At 44.7% G+C, this 17,220-nt stretch carries 14 protein-coding genes; 11 read left to right on the top strand and 3 right to left on the bottom strand.

From position 1 onward, the window contains the following. The first annotated feature begins 74 nt into the window (after nt 1-74). The 9 genes from GD630_RS04310 to GD630_RS04270 all read left to right on the top strand — a co-directional run bounded on the left by GD630_RS04310 (nt 75) and on the right by GD630_RS04270 (nt 10,809). Nucleotides 75-1,262, top strand: a complete 1,188-nt coding sequence (locus GD630_RS04310; protein ID WP_007759220.1) for an ATP-binding protein — start codon at nt 75-77, stop codon at nt 1,260-1,262. A gap of 181 nt (nt 1,263-1,443) precedes the next feature. After that, a complete protein-coding gene (locus GD630_RS04305; RefSeq protein ID WP_007759219.1) occupies nt 1,444-1,713 on the top strand; it encodes a hypothetical protein in 270 nt (89 codons plus the stop codon). A gap of 8 nt (nt 1,714-1,721) precedes the next feature. Continuing rightward, a complete protein-coding gene (locus tag GD630_RS04300) occupies nt 1,722-2,276 on the top strand; it encodes a 1-acyl-sn-glycerol-3-phosphate acyltransferase (RefSeq protein WP_007753555.1) in 555 nt (184 codons plus the stop codon). Nucleotides 2,277-2,288: 12 nt separating this feature from the next. After that, entirely contained in the window at nt 2,289-3,068 is a 780-nt protein-coding gene (locus tag GD630_RS04295) for an amidohydrolase (RefSeq protein WP_143864701.1), read from the top strand. Nucleotides 3,069-3,213: 145 nt separating this feature from the next. Then, nucleotides 3,214-5,205 carry a glucosamine-6-phosphate deaminase gene (locus GD630_RS04290; protein ID WP_007759217.1) on the top strand — a complete coding sequence of 664 codons (1,992 nt, stop codon included), beginning with the start codon at nt 3,214-3,216 and terminating at the stop codon, nt 5,203-5,205. Nucleotides 5,206-5,421: 216 nt separating this feature from the next. Continuing rightward, nucleotides 5,422-8,325, top strand: coding sequence for a golvesin C-terminal-like domain-containing protein (locus tag GD630_RS04285; protein ID WP_143864702.1), 2,904 nt, complete (start codon nt 5,422-5,424; stop codon nt 8,323-8,325). A 78-nt stretch (nt 8,326-8,403) separates the two neighbouring features. Further along, entirely contained in the window at nt 8,404-8,721 is a 318-nt protein-coding gene (locus tag GD630_RS04280) for a hypothetical protein (RefSeq protein ID WP_007753530.1), read from the top strand. Next, nucleotides 8,721-8,933: a sulfurtransferase TusA family protein gene (locus GD630_RS04275; RefSeq protein ID WP_007753529.1), complete on the top strand. Its 213-nt coding sequence runs from the start codon at nt 8,721-8,723 to the stop codon at nt 8,931-8,933. The genes GD630_RS04280 and GD630_RS04275 overlap by 1 nt, the downstream gene beginning before the upstream one ends. A gap of 16 nt (nt 8,934-8,949) precedes the next feature. Further along, on the top strand, nt 8,950-10,809 hold the full coding sequence (locus GD630_RS04270) for a YgiQ family radical SAM protein (protein WP_143864703.1): 1,860 nt from the start codon (nt 8,950-8,952) through the stop codon (nt 10,807-10,809). 4 nt (nt 10,810-10,813) lie between these two features. Here the strand turns inward: GD630_RS04270 and GD630_RS04265 are convergent, their stop codons facing one another. From GD630_RS04265 to mfd, 3 genes are all read right to left on the bottom strand, one after another. Beyond that, nucleotides 10,814-11,110 (bottom strand): type II toxin-antitoxin system RelE/ParE family toxin, encoded by a 297-nt coding sequence (locus GD630_RS04265; protein ID WP_143864704.1) that lies wholly within the window; start codon nt 11,108-11,110, stop codon nt 10,814-10,816. After that, nucleotides 11,098-11,310, bottom strand: a complete 213-nt coding sequence (locus tag GD630_RS04260) for a hypothetical protein (protein ID WP_143864705.1) — start codon at nt 11,308-11,310, stop codon at nt 11,098-11,100. Before GD630_RS04260 ends, GD630_RS04265 begins: the two co-directional genes overlap by 13 nt. A 94-nt stretch (nt 11,311-11,404) precedes the next feature. Next, complete coding sequence (gene mfd / locus GD630_RS04255; RefSeq protein WP_143864706.1) at nt 11,405-14,779, bottom strand: transcription-repair coupling factor; 3,375 nt, start codon at nt 14,777-14,779, stop codon at nt 11,405-11,407. Nucleotides 14,780-15,114: 335 nt separating this feature from the next. Here mfd and GD630_RS04250 point away from each other — a divergent pair, with 335 nt between their 5' ends. Together GD630_RS04250 and GD630_RS04245 are read left to right on the top strand one after the other, a co-directional pair. Continuing rightward, nucleotides 15,115-15,858 (top strand): polyprenol monophosphomannose synthase, encoded by a 744-nt coding sequence (locus GD630_RS04250; protein ID WP_007753522.1) that lies wholly within the window; start codon nt 15,115-15,117, stop codon nt 15,856-15,858. Further along, nucleotides 15,855-17,192, top strand: coding sequence for a dihydroorotase (locus tag GD630_RS04245; RefSeq protein WP_143864707.1), 1,338 nt, complete (start codon nt 15,855-15,857; stop codon nt 17,190-17,192). Before GD630_RS04250 ends, GD630_RS04245 begins: the two co-directional genes overlap by 4 nt. The last annotated feature ends 28 nt before the right edge of the window (nt 17,193-17,220 follow it).

Raw genomic sequence — 17,220 nt, 5'->3', positions numbered from 1 at the left:
TGCGTTATCTATTGAGTAAAATTAATCAATGTATTGAGTAAAATTACGCTATCCATTGAGTAAAATTTAAAAGTATGTATAAAAGAGCACAATATCAAATCATTACAGAAAGACTGAAAGAGTCCCGGCATTTTCTACAAGTAGTGCTAGGACCTCGCCAGGTGGGAAAAACAACAGTTATCAAACAGGTAGTCAATGACCTGAAAATACCTTATCAAATCTATTCGGCAGACAGCATTCCCGCCACACAGACATCTTGGATTTCAGATTGTTGGAATACAGCAAGAGTACAGATGCGGGTTGAAAATCTACCTGATTTCATTCTGATAATCGATGAGGTTCAGAAAATAAAGAATTGGAGCGAGGTCGTAAAAAAAGAATGGGATGCAGATACATTCAATGATATCAACATGAAAGTTGTTCTGCTCGGCTCTTCACGTGTATTGTTAGAGAAAGGGCTATCTGATTCCATGATGGGACGCTTCGAAGAAATCAGAATGACCCATTGGTCATATCCGGAAATGCGGGATGCGTTCGGAATAAGTCTGGAACAATATCTCTATTTTGGCGGATATCCCGGTGCAGTTTTCTTGATTGAGGATGAAGAGCGATGGGCGCAATATATTAACGGAGCAATTATAGACGCCACAATCAATAAAGATATTTTATATGACTCTCCCATCAGTAAACCGGCACTGCTACGGCAGACTTTCGAATTGGGGACTGCCTATTCCGGTGAAATCGTGTCCTTGACCAAAATGGTAGGAGCATTGCAAGACGCCGGAAACACAACAACACTGGCTGGATATTTAAACTTACTGGGAGACAGCGGATTACTGACCGGACTACAAAAGTTCGCAATGGATAAATCACGCCAAAGGGCAAGTGCCCCTAAATTCCAGGTATATAACAATGCATTAAAAACCGTATACAACGATTTAACTTTCAAAGAAGCCATTCTCAACAGGAAAGAATGGGGACGTATTTTTGAATCCGCCATTGGCGCCCATATTGTTTCTAACGCATTCACCGGCAATTATGAAGTGTTTTACTGGAGAGAAAAGGATAAAGAAGTAGACTATATACTGAAAAAGAAAAACCGGATTGTAGCGATAGAAGTTAAAAGCAACAGTGAAACGTACAATGCAGGACTTGAAGCAGTGCGGAATTTGTATCATCCTTATGCAACTTTCGTGGTCGGAGAAGGAGGAATGAAAGCCGAACAGTTCTTAAGCATTAACCCGGCAAAATTATTCGAATAACCCGAGGGAAGAAACGGGTGAAAGGGTAGCCCTTCACCCGCTTTTTCCCATGAGCAAAGGGATATAGAAGCCAGGTGAAGGACTCTTTCTTATTTTTTCTTCATATTATTCGCCTAAATCAAAGAAAGTAACTATCTTTACCACAAATATTTTTTATTATTCACCATTAAATGTAAAGATTATGGCAAGTAGAAGAGAACTCAAAAAGAATGTAAACTATATCGCAGGAGAATTGTTCACCGAGTGTTTAATCAACAGTATGTTTATACCTGGTACTGACAAGACTAAGGCCGATGAGCTAATGGCGGAAGTGCTGAAAATGCAGGATGAATTTGTATGCCGCATCAGTCACACCGAACCGGGAAATGTGAAAGGTTTTTATAAGAAATTCCGTGCAGACTTTAATGCAAAAGTAAACGAGATTATTGAAGCGATCGGAAAATTGAACTAAAAAACAGAATGAAGAAAGCAATTTATAGCTTTATCTATTACCGCCTATTGGGGTGGAAGACAAACGTTACGGTAACCAATTATGATAAATGCGTGATTTGTGCCGCTCCACACACTACGAACCTTGACTTATTTATTGGAAAACTATTTTACGGTGCTTTAGGTCGTAAGACAAGTTTCATGATGAAGAAAGAATGGTTTTTCTTTCCACTCGGACTTTTTTTCAAAGCAGTCGGCGGGATTCCCGTAGACCGTAGTCGGAAAACTTCGTTGGTGGATCAGATGGTCAAACATTTCAACGAATGCAAAAAGTTTCATTTGGCTATCACGCCCGAAGGAACCCGCAAGGCAAATCCAAATTGGAAAAAGGGTTTTTATTATATCGCCTTGAAAGCGCAAGTACCCATCGTATTGATCGGTATCGATTACAGCAAAAAGATGATTTCGGCAACGAAAGCCATCATGCCGTCGGGAGATATTGATAAAGACATGAGAGAAATCAAACTTTATTTCAAGGACTTTCAAGGAAAACATCCTGAGAATTTTGCCCTTGGCGAGATTTAATCACTAAACAGTGTGGATTCAATCCGTATTTCCATAGTACAAACCGATATCGTTTGGGAAAACAAACAAGAAAATCTCCGTCTGCTCCACAAGAAACTACAAAGTCTCTGTGGAACAACGGAGATTGTTGTTTTACCGGAAATGTTTTCTACCGGCTTCAGTATGCAGAGCAAAACGTTGGCAGAACCTAATTCCGGTGAAACCATTACGACTCTCAAACTATGGGCCAGGCAATTCCGGATAGCCATCTGCGGAAGTTATATCGCAACGGATAACGGGTTGTTCTACAATCGGGCATTTTTTCTGACACCGGAAGGAGAAGAATCCTATTACGACAAACGGCATTTGTTCCGCATGGGACGGGAAGCCGAACATTTCTCCGCCGGCACGAAACGGCTTATCCTTCCCTACCTCGAATGGAACATCTGCCTGCAAGTCTGCTACGACCTTCGTTTCCCGGTATGGAGCCGAAACGTAAACAATGAGTATGACTTATTGATATATGTAGCCAACTGGCCTATCCCCCGCCGCCCGGTATGGGATACGTTGCTTCGGGCTCGCGCGTTCGAGAATCAGTGCTATGTATGCGGTGTCAACCGGACAGGAACCGACGGTTACCATTTGGACTATAATGGAGGAAGCAAAATTTATTCAGCTTTCGGAGAAGAGATAGCCTCGCTGCCCGACGGCCGGGAAGGAATAGCTACGGCAACTCTCAACCTGTCCGCTCTCCGTCAATTCAGAGAAAAATTTCCGGTATGGAAAGATGCAGACGAATTTCATCTGTCATAGTTGCTATCAAACAAATGTTAAAAACCAATTAAAACGACAACAATACCGCGAAGTAGGTAGTTAATTATATAAACCTCTTTTGTATCTTTGTCGTGAAAATGCAGTCGTAAGAATTCTAATCTTACATAACTTAATTAACAACTTTATGAAAACAAATCTTAGTTCTCAAATCAGTCTCCACCGGGTCTCCCCCAGATATTACAGACCGGAGAATGCTTTTGAAAAATCAGTCTTGACAAGACTCGAAAAAATCCCTACGGACATTTACGAATCTGTAGAAGAAGGCGCTAACTACATTGCCCGCGAAATAGCACAAACCATCCGCGAAAAACAAAAAGCCGGACGTTTCTGCGTATTGGCTCTTCCGGGAGGAGATTCTCCCAGACACGTATATACGGAACTTATTCGTATGCACAAGGAAGAAGGACTCAGCTTCCGTAATGTGATCGTATTTAATATGTACGAATATTATCCATTGGCTCCTGATGCAGTCAACAGCAATTTCAACGCTTTGAAGAATATGCTGTTGGATCATATCGACATCGACAAGCAGAATATATTCACTCCCGACGGAAGCATTGCCAAAGATACAATCTTTGAATATTGCCGTCTCTACGAACAACGTATCGAAAGTTTCGGAGGCATTGATATTGCTTTACTGGGTATCGGCCGTGTGGGTAACATCGCATTCAACGAACCGGGTTCACGCTTGAACTCTACCACCCGTCTGATTTTATTGGATAACGCTTCACGCAATGAAGCATCCAGAATTTTCGGAACAATGGATAATACTCCGATCAGTTCTATCACGATGGGAGTAGCTACCATCCTCAGTGCAAAGAAAGTGTATCTGCTTGCATGGGGCGAGAACAAAGCAGCTATGATTAAAGAATGTGTGGAAGGTGCGATCACCGATACTATTCCTGCTTCTTATCTGCAAACTCACAACAATGCGCATGTAGCTCTTGACCTTTCGGCAGCCATGAATCTGACACGCATCCAACGTCCGTGGCTGGTAACTTCCTGCGAATGGAATGACAAGTTGATCCGTAGCGCTATTGTCTGGTTGTGCCAGTTGACAGGCAAACCGATTTTGAAACTGACCAACAAGGATTATAATGAAAACGGTCTGAGTGAACTGTTGGCTCTTTATGGTTCTGCATACAATGTAAATATCAAGATTTTCAATGATTTGCAGCACACCATCACCGGATGGCCGGGCGGCAAGCCGAATGCTGACGACACCTATCGTCCCGAACGTGCAAAACCCTACCCGAAACGTGTGATTATTTTCTCTCCCCATCCTGATGATGACGTTATCTCTATGGGTGGAACTCTCCGCCGTCTGGTAGAGCAGAAACATGAAGTACACGTGGCATACGAAACTTCCGGCAATATCGCTGTAGGTGATGAAGAAGTAATTCGTTTCATGCACTTCATCAACGGATTCAACCAGATCTTCAACAATAGTGAGGACCAGGTTATCAATGAAAAGTACGCAGAAATACGTAATTTCCTGAAAGCGAAGAAAGACGGTGATATGGACAGCCGTGACATACTGACTATCAAAGGTCTGATCCGTCGCGGTGAAGCCCGTACTGCTTGTACATATAATAACATTCCATTGGAACGTTGCCACTTCCTTGATCTGCCTTTCTACGAAACGGGTAAGATTCAAAAGAATCCGATCAGCGAAGCCGACGTAGAAATCGTACGCAACCTGCTCCGTGAAGTGAAACCTCATCAGATTTTCGTAGCCGGCGACTTGGCCGACCCGCACGGTACTCACCGTGTATGTACGGATGCAGTATTCGCTGCCATCGACCTTGAAAAAGAAGAAGGTGCCAAGTGGCTGAAAGACTGCCGTATCTGGATGTATCGCGGTGCGTGGGCCGAATGGGAAATTGAGAACATTGAAATGGCAGTGCCTATCAGCCCGGAAGAACTTCGTGCGAAACGTAATTCTATCTTGAAGCATCAGTCTCAGATGGAAAGCGCTCCTTTCTTGGGTAACGATGAACGTCTGTTCTGGCAACGCAGCGAGGACCGTAATCGCGGTACAGCTGCATTGTATGACAAATTGGGCTTGGCTTCATACGAGGCAATGGAAGCGTTTGTTGAATACATTCCGCTATAAGGAAAGAAGGTATTCTTGATTAAGAGAATATAAAACAATAAAAGAAGAGTGGGAAGTGGGATACTTCTCGCTCTTTTTTGTTTATTTTTGCGGAGTAATTCACCACAGAGGAAAGGAGGACACAGAGGACTTCATAAATAAAAGAATTATGTAGTTTCCGCATTTACCCCTCTGTGTCCTCCTTTCCTCTGTGGTGAGTATAAAAAAGCAGCAAGTATGAAGATAATAGTGTTTTTCCTATGCCTTACATTGGGAGTTAATTTCCTTTCTGCTCAGGACATTGAAAGGAATGTAAAAGAACGATTGACAGATTATTTCGGCAGATATACCGCAACGGCGAAAATCAGTACGCCTAAGCTGAAAAGTATTGATATAGATTATGAACGCAAAACGATTGCTATCCATGCTTCGGAGAGTTTTGCTTATCAGCCTTTTCGACCGGAGACTGTAGAAGCTGTTTACAATCAAGTGAAGGAGCTGCTTCCGGGGCCTGTCCACTACTATCGACTCACGATCTTTGCAGATGGAAAGCCCATTGAGGAACTTATCCCGAATATTTATCGGAACAAGAAAAAGGATAAGGAACGGATGTCCTTGAAAACCGATTATAAAGGCGCAGCGTGGGTAAAGAACATTTCACGGCCCAATGAAATATCACGAGGATTGCAAGACCGACATATCGCAATCTGGCAAAGTCACGGCAATTATTTCAAGAACGATAAGAATGAATGGGGATGGCAACGCCCCCGTCTGTTTTGCACAACGGAAGATCTGTTCACACAGTCGTTTGTCCTTCCGTACGTAATCCCGATGTTGGAAAACGCAGGCGCAATCGTCTACACTCCCCGCGAACGGGATACTCAGAAAAATGAGATCATTGTGGACAACGATACACCTAATGCTTCTCTTTATCTGGAAGTAGGAAGCAAAAAAGCACATTGGGCTGCTGCTCCGATAAAAGGATTCGCTCAAAAGAAGGCGATTTATAGAGATGGAGAAAATCCCTTCACAGACGGGACCTGCCGCTTTATTCCGACCGAAAGAAAGAAGAAGAATAAAGACCAGGCTTTCGCCGAATGGGTGCCTACCCTACCGGCAAAAGGAGAATACGCGGTTTATGTCTCTTACCGGACATTGCCTAATAGCGTGAGCGACGCCAAATATCTTGTTTTCCACAATGGAGGGGTGACCGAATTCAAAGTGAATCAAAAGATAGGCGGAGGCACTTGGGTTTATCTGGGCACATTCGAGTTTGACAAAGGCAATAACAATTACGGCATGGTAGTGCTAAGCAACGAGAGTAGCGAGCATGGCGTAGTATGCGCAGATGCGGTACGTTTCGGAGGAGGAATGGGAAATATTACGCGAGGAGGAAAAACAAGCGGTTTGCCCCGTTATCTGGAAGGGGCACGCTACTCTGCCCAATGGGCGGGAATGCCATACGAGGTATATGCGGGGCGGAAAGGTGAAAACGATTATGCGGATGACATCAATACACGCTCCAACACAATTAATTATTTATCCGGAGGTTCTGTCTATAATCCGCAACAACCCGGTTTAGGTATTCCTTTGGAAATGACAATGGCGCTGCATAGCGATGCGGGATGCAGCAAAACGGATGAGCTGATCGGCTCATTGGGAATATACACCACTGATTTTAATAATGGAAAACTGAACACAGGAATCGACCGGTATGCCTCACGGGATTTGGCCGATATTCTACTCACTCAGATTCAGAAAGATATATATTCAAGTCATAATCTGTCTTGGACACGACGCAGTATGTGGAACCGCAATTACAGCGAGACGCGTCTTCCGGCTACTCCTTCAACCATTATCGAATTACTTTCCCATCAGAACTTTGCCGATATGCAGTTGGGACATGATCCGAATTTCAAGTTTACGGTGGGACGTGCCATCTATAAAGGTATCTTGCAGTTTGTTGCCGGCCAGCATGACAAAGAATATGTAGTGCAACCTCTTCCTGTCAGCAATTTTGCTATCCGCTTCGGAAAGAAAAAGAATACGTTGGAGCTTTCGTGGAAAGGTGAAAACGATCCGCAAGAACCCACCGCACAGCCACGTGAATACATTGTATACACACGCATTGGCTATGGTGGTTTCGACAACGGTACATTAGTCAGCAAGACGTCCCATACCGTCAAAATAGAACCGGGACTCGTTTATTCCTTTAAAGTAACTGCCGTAAACCGGGGTGGTGAAAGCTTCCCGTCCGAGATACTCTCTGCTTATAAGGCCAAACGCGAACGGGAAAGAGTATTGATAATCAATGGATTCGACAGAGTCAGCGGACCGGCTGTCATTAATACGTTTGACAAAGCAGGATTCGACCTGGAACAAGATCCCGGAGTTCCTTATTTATCAAACATCTCATTCAGTGGGGCGCAAATAGGATTCGATCGGGCACAGGCCGGGAAAGAAGGAGAAGGCAGTCTGGGATATAGCGGGCGCGAGTTGGAAGGAATGAAAATAGCAGGTAACACATTCGACTATCCTTTCGTTCATGGAAAAGCGATTCAAGCCGCCGGCAAATATAGTTTCGTGTCATGCAGCGACGAGGCTGTGGAAAACGGTACAGTCACACTGGAAGATTATCCGGTTGTGGACTACATTTTGGGAATGGAGAAAGAAGATCCGGCCCATAAAGTATACTACAAAACATTTTCTTCGGTCATGCAACGGTTCATCACCAGTTATTGCCAGTCGGGAGGAAATCTATTTGTCAGTGGTGCATACGTGGGAAGCGATATGAGTGGAACACAGGGGAACCGGGAATTTACGGAGAAGATCTTAAAATACGGTTATCAAAACAGCATGACGGACAAGAGCTCAAACCGCATTAACGGGTTGGGACGTACGATTACCATACCGAGAACGCCTAATGAAACCAGCTATGCCGTCCCTGCTCCCGACTGTATCGTTCCGGTAGATACGGCATTTCCTGTCTTTACATACGTTCCCGGCAACCAAAGCGCAGGTATCGCTTATAAAGGAAACTACCGTACCTTCGTATTGGGATTTCCTTTTGAAAGCATACAATCGGAAGCCGACCGGGCAACTATCATGGCAGGTATACTGGGATTCTTTACGCAGAGATAAAAAATATCCTTTTTTTTAATCTGCTTTTCATTTTAAGTTCTATCTTTGCTACTATAATAACCCTTAAAACTAGAAAAGATGTATACTATACAAGCAAATCCCAGCGGTACACGCAGCATAGAGGTCTCTAATGAGAATCTGAGAACGATCGAGAAATATGCATTGTTCCGCCATCTCATTGATAGTACCGGCATTGTAGACGAAGCGGTTTTGGACAAGTTGAAACTAAACATCCGTTCCCTCATCGCCAGTCAGGAAGAAGACAGCAAGGACTTGCTGGACCTCTGTATTGATGTGATTTACCACAATAATATGAAGGCATTCGGCTTGCAACAGCTTATCAAGCTCTATCTGACGTGGCTTTCCAGTCCGGAAACGGAAGAAGAGGAGGCATAATGATTACAGTAAATACTTGCGGAATCACAGCCTATAGTCCGCTGATTCCTGCAATAAAAGCGATGTGTAATGCGTCTCCCGGTGAAACACTGGAGATTATCATGAACCATGCCGATGCGTTCCAGGACCTGAAGGAATATCTGTCCGAACAAGGCATCGGTTTCCGCGAAATTTATGACGGAGAACAAATGACAGTACAGTTCACCGTATAATGCGTATCTTTGCAGCATGAAAGAATATCGATTGACTGACTGGTTACCTACTACCAAAAAAGAAATAGAACTTCGCGGATGGAATGAACTGGACATCATCCTTTTCAGTGCGGATGCGTACGTAGATCACCCTTCTTTTGGTGCAGCCGTTATCGGCCGCATTCTCGAAGCGGAAGGTTTGAAAATAGCCATTGTACCCCAACCTAACTGGCGCGATGACTTGCGCGATTTCAAGAAGTTGGGGCGTCCGCGCCTGTTCTTTGGCATTTCCGGCGGGTGCATGGACTCGATGGTAAACAAATATACCGCCAACAAACGATTGCGTAGCGAAGATGCGTATACACCGGACGGGCGCCCGGATATGCGACCGGACTATCCTTCTACTGTTTACAGTCAGATTCTCAAGAGACTTTATCCGGATGTTCCTGTCATCTTGGGAGGAATTGAAGCCAGCATGAGGCGGTTAAGCCATTATGATTATTGGCAGGATAAGGTACAGAAAAGCATTTTATGCGATAGTGGAGCGGACTTGCTTATTTATGGAATGGGCGAAAAGCCGATTGTCGAATTAACCCGTAAAATAAAAGGTTTGCTGCCGACGGAAGACACTGTATGCACTGTCAACGATTTAAAAACAATCATCGGAACGATTCCCCAGACAGCCTATCTTTGCCGTGCCTCTGAGTGGACTTCCGATACGGAAGATATACAGCTCTATTCGCATGAGGAATGCCTGGCAGACAAAAAGAAACAGGCAAGCAATTTCCGGCATATTGAAGAAGAGTCCAATAAATATGCGGCTTCACGCATCACGCAAGCTGTCGGAAACAAAGTCGTAGTCGTCAATCCTCCTTATCCCCCGATGAGCCAGGAAGAAATTGACCGTTCTTTCGATTTACCCTATACCCGTATGCCTCATCCCAAATATAAAGGGAAGCGGATTCCGGCATACGATATGATAAAATTCTCCATCAATATCCATCGGGGATGTTTTGGCGGGTGTGCATTCTGCACCATTTCCGCACATCAAGGAAAATTCATCGTCAGCCGCAGCAAAGAATCCATTCTGAGGGAGGTAAAAGAAATAACTCAGTTGCCGGACTTTAAAGGATACTTAAGCGATTTGGGTGGTCCTTCCGCCAATATGTATCAGATGAAAGGGAAAGACGAGTCTATCTGTAAGAAATGCAAGCGTCCGTCCTGTATCCATCCGAAAGTCTGCCCGAACCTGAACTCAGACCATCGTCCGTTATTGGATATTTATCACGCGGTAGATGCCTTGCCCGGCATTAAGAAATCATTTATAGGCAGCGGGGTACGTTATGACTTATTATTGCATCGGAGTAAAGATGAGGCCATCAACCGCAGTACCGCCGAATATACCCGCGAATTGATTGTCAAGCACGTTAGCGGCCGACTGAAAGTTGCTCCGGAACATACAAGTGAACGGGTATTATCCGTAATGCGCAAACCTCCTTTCGAGCAGTTTGAAACATTCAAAAGGATATTCGACCGAATCAATAAAGAGGAGAACCTGCGTCAACAACTGATTCCGTATTTTATTTCCTCGCATCCCGGATGCAAAGAAGAAGATATGGCGGAACTTGCCGTTATTACCAAACGGCTGGATTTTCATTTGGAACAAGTGCAGGACTTCACCCCTACTCCTATGACAGTAGCCACGGAAGCATGGTACACCGGATACCATCCCTACACGCTGGAACCGATATTCAGCGCCAAGACTCAACGGGAAAAACTGGCACAACGTCAATTCTTCTTCTGGTACAAGCCGGAAGAACGGAAAAATATCATTAATGAATTGAGACGTATCGGACGGGGGGATTTAATAGATAAGTTATACGGAAAAAAGAGATAGCTCCTTAAAAAGGGGCTTTACCCGGATCCTGTCTAGTATCAAAAACAGCTTCCACAAGAATCTGTCCTTCAAGCACCCTATAATACACCTTAAAGTAATCACAATGAAAAACACGTACGTTAGGTATAGAGGTAGCTTTATACATATATGGGTATTTGGCAACTAACTTTAGCACATCGTTTATCATTGTATAGATGGAACGGCTATATTTTGAATTTCCATTTCTAACATAATAAAAAGTAAGAATCTGTCGCAAAACGATTGTAGCAGTTTCCGTCCACACAATCTTTAATCCAGCCATTGTCTCACTTGCTTGTCAACCTCTTCTTGAGTATACAACCGACCTTCTTCATAATCTTTTTCCGAACGCATTATAATTTCCCGTTCGTATTCTGTAGGAACACAAAGACATACATCAGAACCGGCCCTTTGATAAGCAGCTACCGGATCATTTACCTGTTCCGGCTTTTCATTTTCCTGTGATTTATATTTTGCAGCCATATCTCTCATATTGTTTATTATAAGCCCAAAGATAGACAGACTTTCCTCAAAAAACAAACTTATTCAGTTTAATCTCACTAAAGGAGGCAATTTACTAAAGCCCATTCGGTTGTAACGCAACAATCTCCTGCAATACGCTAACCGCTGTCTCCACATTCGACACATCTTTAATCAGCATACTCCGTTTCCCGTTCTGCTCGCGAAGATCGCAACGGCGGGTATACTTCATCATATAATCAATCACCTTTCCGAAAGCCTGGCTCTGATAGAACGGGCTATCCGGATTGGAGACAAAGAACAATGTCATGCGTCCACCCTTCAAGAATATCTTCTCCGCTCCCAAACGTGCCGCCAACCGACGCAGAGGAACGATACGGAGCAATTCTTCCGTTTCCGGCGGAACAGGGCCGAAGCGGTCTTCCAAACGAGAACGGAAAGCTGCTACGTCTTTGTCCAATGTCAGACTGTCCAATTCGCGATAAAGCAACATACGCTCACTGCTACCGGTCACATAATTCGCCGGTAATAACAATTCCAAATCACTTTCCACCTGACATTCATCCACAAATCCTTCACCGCTGATCTGCCCTTCCCCTTTGATTTCCTCCGCATACAAATCTGCAAATTCATCGTTCTTCAGTTCATGAACAGCTTCACTGAGAATCTTCTGATACGTCTCATATCCCAAGTCGGCAACAAATCCGCTTTGTTCCGCCCCCAACAGATTACCGGCTCCGCGAATATCCAAATCCTGCATGGCAATGTGGATACCGCTTCCCAAATCACTAAAGTTCTCAATCGCTTGAAGGCGCCGCTTTCCCTCTGCGGTAAGACTGCTTAACGGAGGAGCCAACAGATAACAGAACGCTTTTTTATTGCTACGTCCTACCCGCCCACGCATCTGATGAAGATCGCTCAAGCCGAAATTCTGCGCTTGATTGATTATAATCGTATTTGCATTCGGGATATCAATACCGCTCTCAATAATGGTAGTCGCCAAAAGGACATCATAATCATAATTGACAAAATCCAGAATAATCTTTTCCAATTGCGCCGGTTCCATCTGTCCGTGACCGATAGCCACACGGCAATCCGGAATGTGACGCTCAATCATCGCTTTCAGTTCCGGCAAATTAGCTATCCGGTTATTGACAAAAAACACCTGGCCGTTACGGCTCATTTCAAAATTAATCGCATCCGTAATCACCTCCTCATTAAAGGTATGCACCTCTGTCTGAATCGGATAACGGTTAGGCGGAGGCGTAGAGATAACACTCAGATCGCGCGCCCCCATCAGCGAGAACTGAAGCGTACGGGGAATCGGAGTAGCGGTCATTGTCAATGTATCCACGTTCACTTTCAGCTGCCGCAACTTTTCCTTTACAGAGACTCCGAATTTCTGTTCTTCATCAACAATCAGCAATCCCAAGTCTTTAAATTGGACATCTTTTCCCAAGATACGGTGAGTACCTATCAGTATATTGACATCCCCCTCCTTCAATCCTTTCAACACAGCTTTAGATTGTGCGGCCGTACGTGCACGACTCAAATATTCCACCCTGCAAGGCAATCCTTTCAAGCGGTCGCGGAATGTTTGGAAATGCTGGTAAGCAAGCACCGTAGTCGGCACAAGCACAGCCACCTGCTTATTATCGGCAACCGCCTTGAAAGCCGCACGGATGGCAACCTCCGTCTTTCCAAATCCCACATCCCCACAGACCAGACGATCCATCGGACGATCACTCTCCATATCCGCCTTGACATCAATTGTCGCTTTGCTCTGGTCCGGCGTATCTTCATAAATAAAGGAAGCTTCCAGCTCACGCTGCAAGAAACTATCCGGACTATAAGAGAAGCCCTTTTCCTGGCGGCGCTGCGAATACAGCTTAATCAGATCACGGGCAATATCTTTTATCTTACTCTTTGTACGCTCTTTCAGTTTCTCCCACGCACCCGTGCCCAATTTATTAAGTCGGGGAGCCTCTCCCTCTTTTCCTTTGTATTTGGAAACTTTGTGCAAAGAATGGATAGAAACAAATACCACATCATCATTCTGAAAAACCAGTTTCAGGACTTCTTGCGTAGTATCTCCATTCGGAATACGCACCAGACCGGAGAAACGTCCGATACCATGATCCGTATGCACCACATAATCGCCCGGAGTAAACTGGTTCAATTCTTTCAAGGAAAGGGCCACCTTTCCCGAACGGGCTTTATCACTCTTCAGATTATACTTATGGAAACGGTCGAATAACTGATGGTCTGTAAACACACACAGCCTCAACGTATTATCAACGAACCCTTCGTGAATGGTACGCTCAACAGGAGTAAATTGTATCTTATCACCACGATCCTCAAAAATAGCCTTGATACGATCCGTTTGCTTCGTGCTGTCGCTACATATATAAAGCAGATAACCTTTCTCCAGATACTCTTTGAAAGAGGAAGCCACCAAATCGAAATTCTTATGAAAGATAGGCTGGGCGGATGTACTGAAAGAGACACTGGCTTCCGGCGTTCCGGTTGGCTTGTTACCAAATTCCAACCGACGGAAATCAAGAGCGCGTACAGTAAACTCACTGCCATCGATCAATTTTCCCTCCAACGTAATTCCCCCATTCTCTTCGGCCTCCTGAACGGCTATTGCCTGCGGAGTCAACGCCTCATCATGCACCACTTGGATTCGCTCGCGCAACCAAAGAAAGTCACGCATGGCGAGCACGGTTTCTTTCGGAATAAAATCCAGAAAAGAAGTGGTTACCTCTCCCGTCACTGCCAAATCCGGAACGATAGACACTTCCTTTTTCTTCTCACGGGACAACTGAGACTCCACCTCAAAGGTACGGACACTCTCTACTTCATCACCGAAAAAGTCAATACGATAAGGATATTCCGAAGCAAAAGAGAAAACATCGATTATGCTGCCACGAACGGCATATTGTCCCGGCTCATATACATAATCCACATATTCAAAACCATAACTATGCAACACATCCGTTATAAAAGTAGTATCCACCTTTTCACCCACACTCAGTTTCAAGGTCTTATTGCTCAGTTCCTTACGGGATACCACTTTCTCAGCCAACGCATCGGGATAAGTGACGATACACAATCCTTTCTCTCCTTTCTGCAGACGGCTCAGCACCTCCGTACGCAAAATCTCATTGGCTGCGTCTTTCTGTCCGTACTTGATGGAACGCCGGAAAGAAGACGGGAAAAAAAGCACCGTTTCCGAGCCTAATATCTGTGTCAGGTCGTGATAAAAATACCCGGCTTCTTCAAGATCACCCAAGATAAACACAAACGGGCAACCACCCTCTTGCACCAATACAGAAGAAAAAAGGGAAGCAGCAGACGCATACAGTCCTCCACAAAAAACAGTTTGAACAGAAGTGTCCTTCAACAAGCGCTTCATTACTGCCGTATTGGGGTGGGCAGCATATTGTTGTTGCAACTCAGTTATTGTCATACCTATAAAATTTCACCGCAAAAGTACAAAAAAGATTGGGAGTACATACTTTAAAAATGGAAGTATTATCAAGAAATACACAGTAAGAATTACCGAACTACGGGCTCAGCGCCATTGAGACGTGGGCTGAGTCTCGGTGAAGCGTGGGCTCAGTATCGCTCAGACGTGGGCTTAGCATCAGTCAGACGTGGGCTTACCTCCCGTAAGGTGTGGGCTTAATTTCGGTGAGGTACGGAGTTATCCATAATGAGCCGCAGAACACGTTAAATATTCCTTAGTTCATCTATAACTAAAGGAAAAGAACTACTTTTGCTCTTAAATATTATAGTATCTATATGCAGACATCAGACAGCATTGTAATTATTCCTACTTATAACGAACGAGAGAATATCGAAAATATTATCCGTGCCGTTTTCGGACTTCCCAAAGTATTCCATATTCTGGTAATAGAAGACGGTTCGCCCGACGGAACGGCAACTATTGTAAAAACCCTGCAACAAGAGTTTCCCGAACGCTTGTTTATGATCGAGCGTAAAGGGAAGTTAGGATTAGGAACCGCCTACATCACCGGATTCAAATGGGCATTGGAACATACATACGAATATATTTTTGAGATGGACGCTGATTTCAGCCATAATCCGAACGATTTGCCCCGTCTGTACCAGGCCTGTGCGGAACAGGGAGGCGACGTATCCATCGGTTCCCGGTACGTCAGTGGGGTAAATGTAGTAAACTGGCCGATGGGGCGGGTACTCATGTCCTATTTCGCTTCCAAATACGTGCGGTTTATCACAGGAATTCCCGTGCACGATACCACCGCCGGATTCGTCTGCTACCGTCGCCAGGTATTGGAAACGATAGATTTAGACCACATCCGCTTCAAAGGATACGCCTTTCAGATTGAAATGAAATTCACGGCTTATAAGTGCGGCTTCAAAATCATTGAGGTCCCGGTGATATTCATCAATCGCGAATTGGGTACTTCCAAGATGAATAGCAGCATCTTTGGAGAAGCCATATTCGGTGTGATTAAATTAAAAGTAAATAGTTGGTTCCATAAATTCCCGCAAAAGAAATGAAACGTACACTGATTCAAAATGCCATTATTGTCAACGAAGGAAGAACAGTTCCGGGTTCGGTTGTGATTGAAGACGAGAAAATCGCCGAGATATTGGTTGGTGAAGAAAAAGCGTCTGCCCCATGTGATGAAATAATAGATGCAACCGGATGTTATCTTTTGCCGGGTGCCATTGACGAGCACGTACACTTCCGCGATCCCGGTCTTACCCATAAGGCGGATATTATCACCGAAAGCCGTGCTGCTGCTGCGGGTGGCGTCACCTCAATCATGGATATGCCGAATACCAATCCACAGACCACCACTTTGGAAGCTCTTGATGAGAAATTCGCTTTATTAAGCGAGAAATCCGCCGTCAACTATTCCTGTTATTTCGGAGCAACCAACAACAATTACACTCAGTTTGCAAAGTTGGACAAACACCGTGTCTGTGGCGTTAAACTGTTCATGGGTTCAAGTACCGGTAATATGCTGGTAGACCGGATGGCCAGTCTGCACAATATCTTTGGCGGTACCGATTTGCTTATCGCCGCCCATTGTGAAGATCAGGGAATCATCAAAGAAAATACGGATAAATTCAAGAAAGAGTACGGAGAAGATGTCCCGCTGTCCCTTCATCCGCTCCTACGTTCGGAGGAAGCCTGTTACCGTTCTTCGGAGCTGGCGGTACAACTGGCACGTGAAACAAATGCCCGCCTGCATATCATGCACATCTCCACTGCCAAAGAGCTCAGTCTGTTCTCAAACGCTCCTCTGTCACAAAAACGAATCACGGCAGAAGCCTGTGTTTCTCATCTGCTTTTCACAGAGGAAGATTACCGGACACTGGGCGCACGCATCAAATGCAACCCCGCCATCAAAACAGCAAAAGATCGGAAGGCCCTGCAGGAGGCTGTCAATAGCGGTTTGATAGACGCCATCGCAACAGACCACGCTCCGCACCTGCTAAGCGAGAAAGAAGGAGGGGCATTGAAAGCGATGTCGGGAATGCCAATGATTCAGTTTTCACTGGCCAGTATGCTGGAACTTGTGGACAAAGGAGTATTTACAATAGAGAAAGTGGTAGAGAAGATGGCTCATGCTCCTGCCCAAATGTACGAAATACAGAATCGGGGATTCATCCGGAAAGGTTATCAAGCAGACCTTGTGTTAGTACGTCCGGACAGCAATTGGACGGTAACGGCAGACTGCATTTTAAGTAAATGCAAATGGAGCCCGTTGGAGGGACATACATTCAATTGGAAAGTAGAAAAGACTTTTGCAAACGGGCATCTGCTATATAATAACGGAGAGATAGACGAGAACTATCGTGGACAAGAGTTAAGGTTCAGATAGTAAGTGAACTTCTCAAACAGAAAAACAA

The organism is Bacteroides zhangwenhongii (assembly GCF_009193325.2).
Lineage (GTDB): Bacteria > Bacteroidota > Bacteroidia > Bacteroidales > Bacteroidaceae > Bacteroides > Bacteroides zhangwenhongii.
Note: the sequence above shows the minus strand (reverse complement) of the source record. Positions and strands in the feature narration are given on the sequence as shown.

Coding starts and splice junctions, on each gene's coding strand:
- GD630_RS04310 (WP_007759220.1), top strand. CDS start 75: ATGTATAAAAGAGCACAATATCAAATCATTACAGAAAGACTGAAAGAG.
- GD630_RS04305 (WP_007759219.1), top strand. CDS start 1,444: ATGGCAAGTAGAAGAGAACTCAAAAAGAATGTAAACTATATCGCAGGA.
- GD630_RS04300 (WP_007753555.1), top strand. CDS start 1,722: ATGAAGAAAGCAATTTATAGCTTTATCTATTACCGCCTATTGGGGTGG.
- GD630_RS04290 (WP_007759217.1), top strand. CDS start 3,214: ATGAAAACAAATCTTAGTTCTCAAATCAGTCTCCACCGGGTCTCCCCC.
- GD630_RS04285 (WP_143864702.1), top strand. CDS start 5,422: ATGAAGATAATAGTGTTTTTCCTATGCCTTACATTGGGAGTTAATTTC.
- GD630_RS04280 (WP_007753530.1), top strand. CDS start 8,404: ATGTATACTATACAAGCAAATCCCAGCGGTACACGCAGCATAGAGGTC.
- GD630_RS04275 (WP_007753529.1), top strand. CDS start 8,721: ATGATTACAGTAAATACTTGCGGAATCACAGCCTATAGTCCGCTGATT.
- GD630_RS04270 (WP_143864703.1), top strand. CDS start 8,950: ATGAAAGAATATCGATTGACTGACTGGTTACCTACTACCAAAAAAGAA.
- GD630_RS04265 (WP_143864704.1), bottom strand. CDS start 11,110: ATGGCTGGATTAAAGATTGTGTGGACGGAAACTGCTACAATCGTTTTG.
- GD630_RS04260 (WP_143864705.1), bottom strand. CDS start 11,310: ATGGCTGCAAAATATAAATCACAGGAAAATGAAAAGCCGGAACAGGTA.
- mfd (WP_143864706.1), bottom strand. CDS start 14,779: ATGACAATAACTGAGTTGCAACAACAATATGCTGCCCACCCCAATACG.
- GD630_RS04250 (WP_007753522.1), top strand. CDS start 15,115: ATGCAGACATCAGACAGCATTGTAATTATTCCTACTTATAACGAACGA.
- GD630_RS04245 (WP_143864707.1), top strand. CDS start 15,855: ATGAAACGTACACTGATTCAAAATGCCATTATTGTCAACGAAGGAAGA.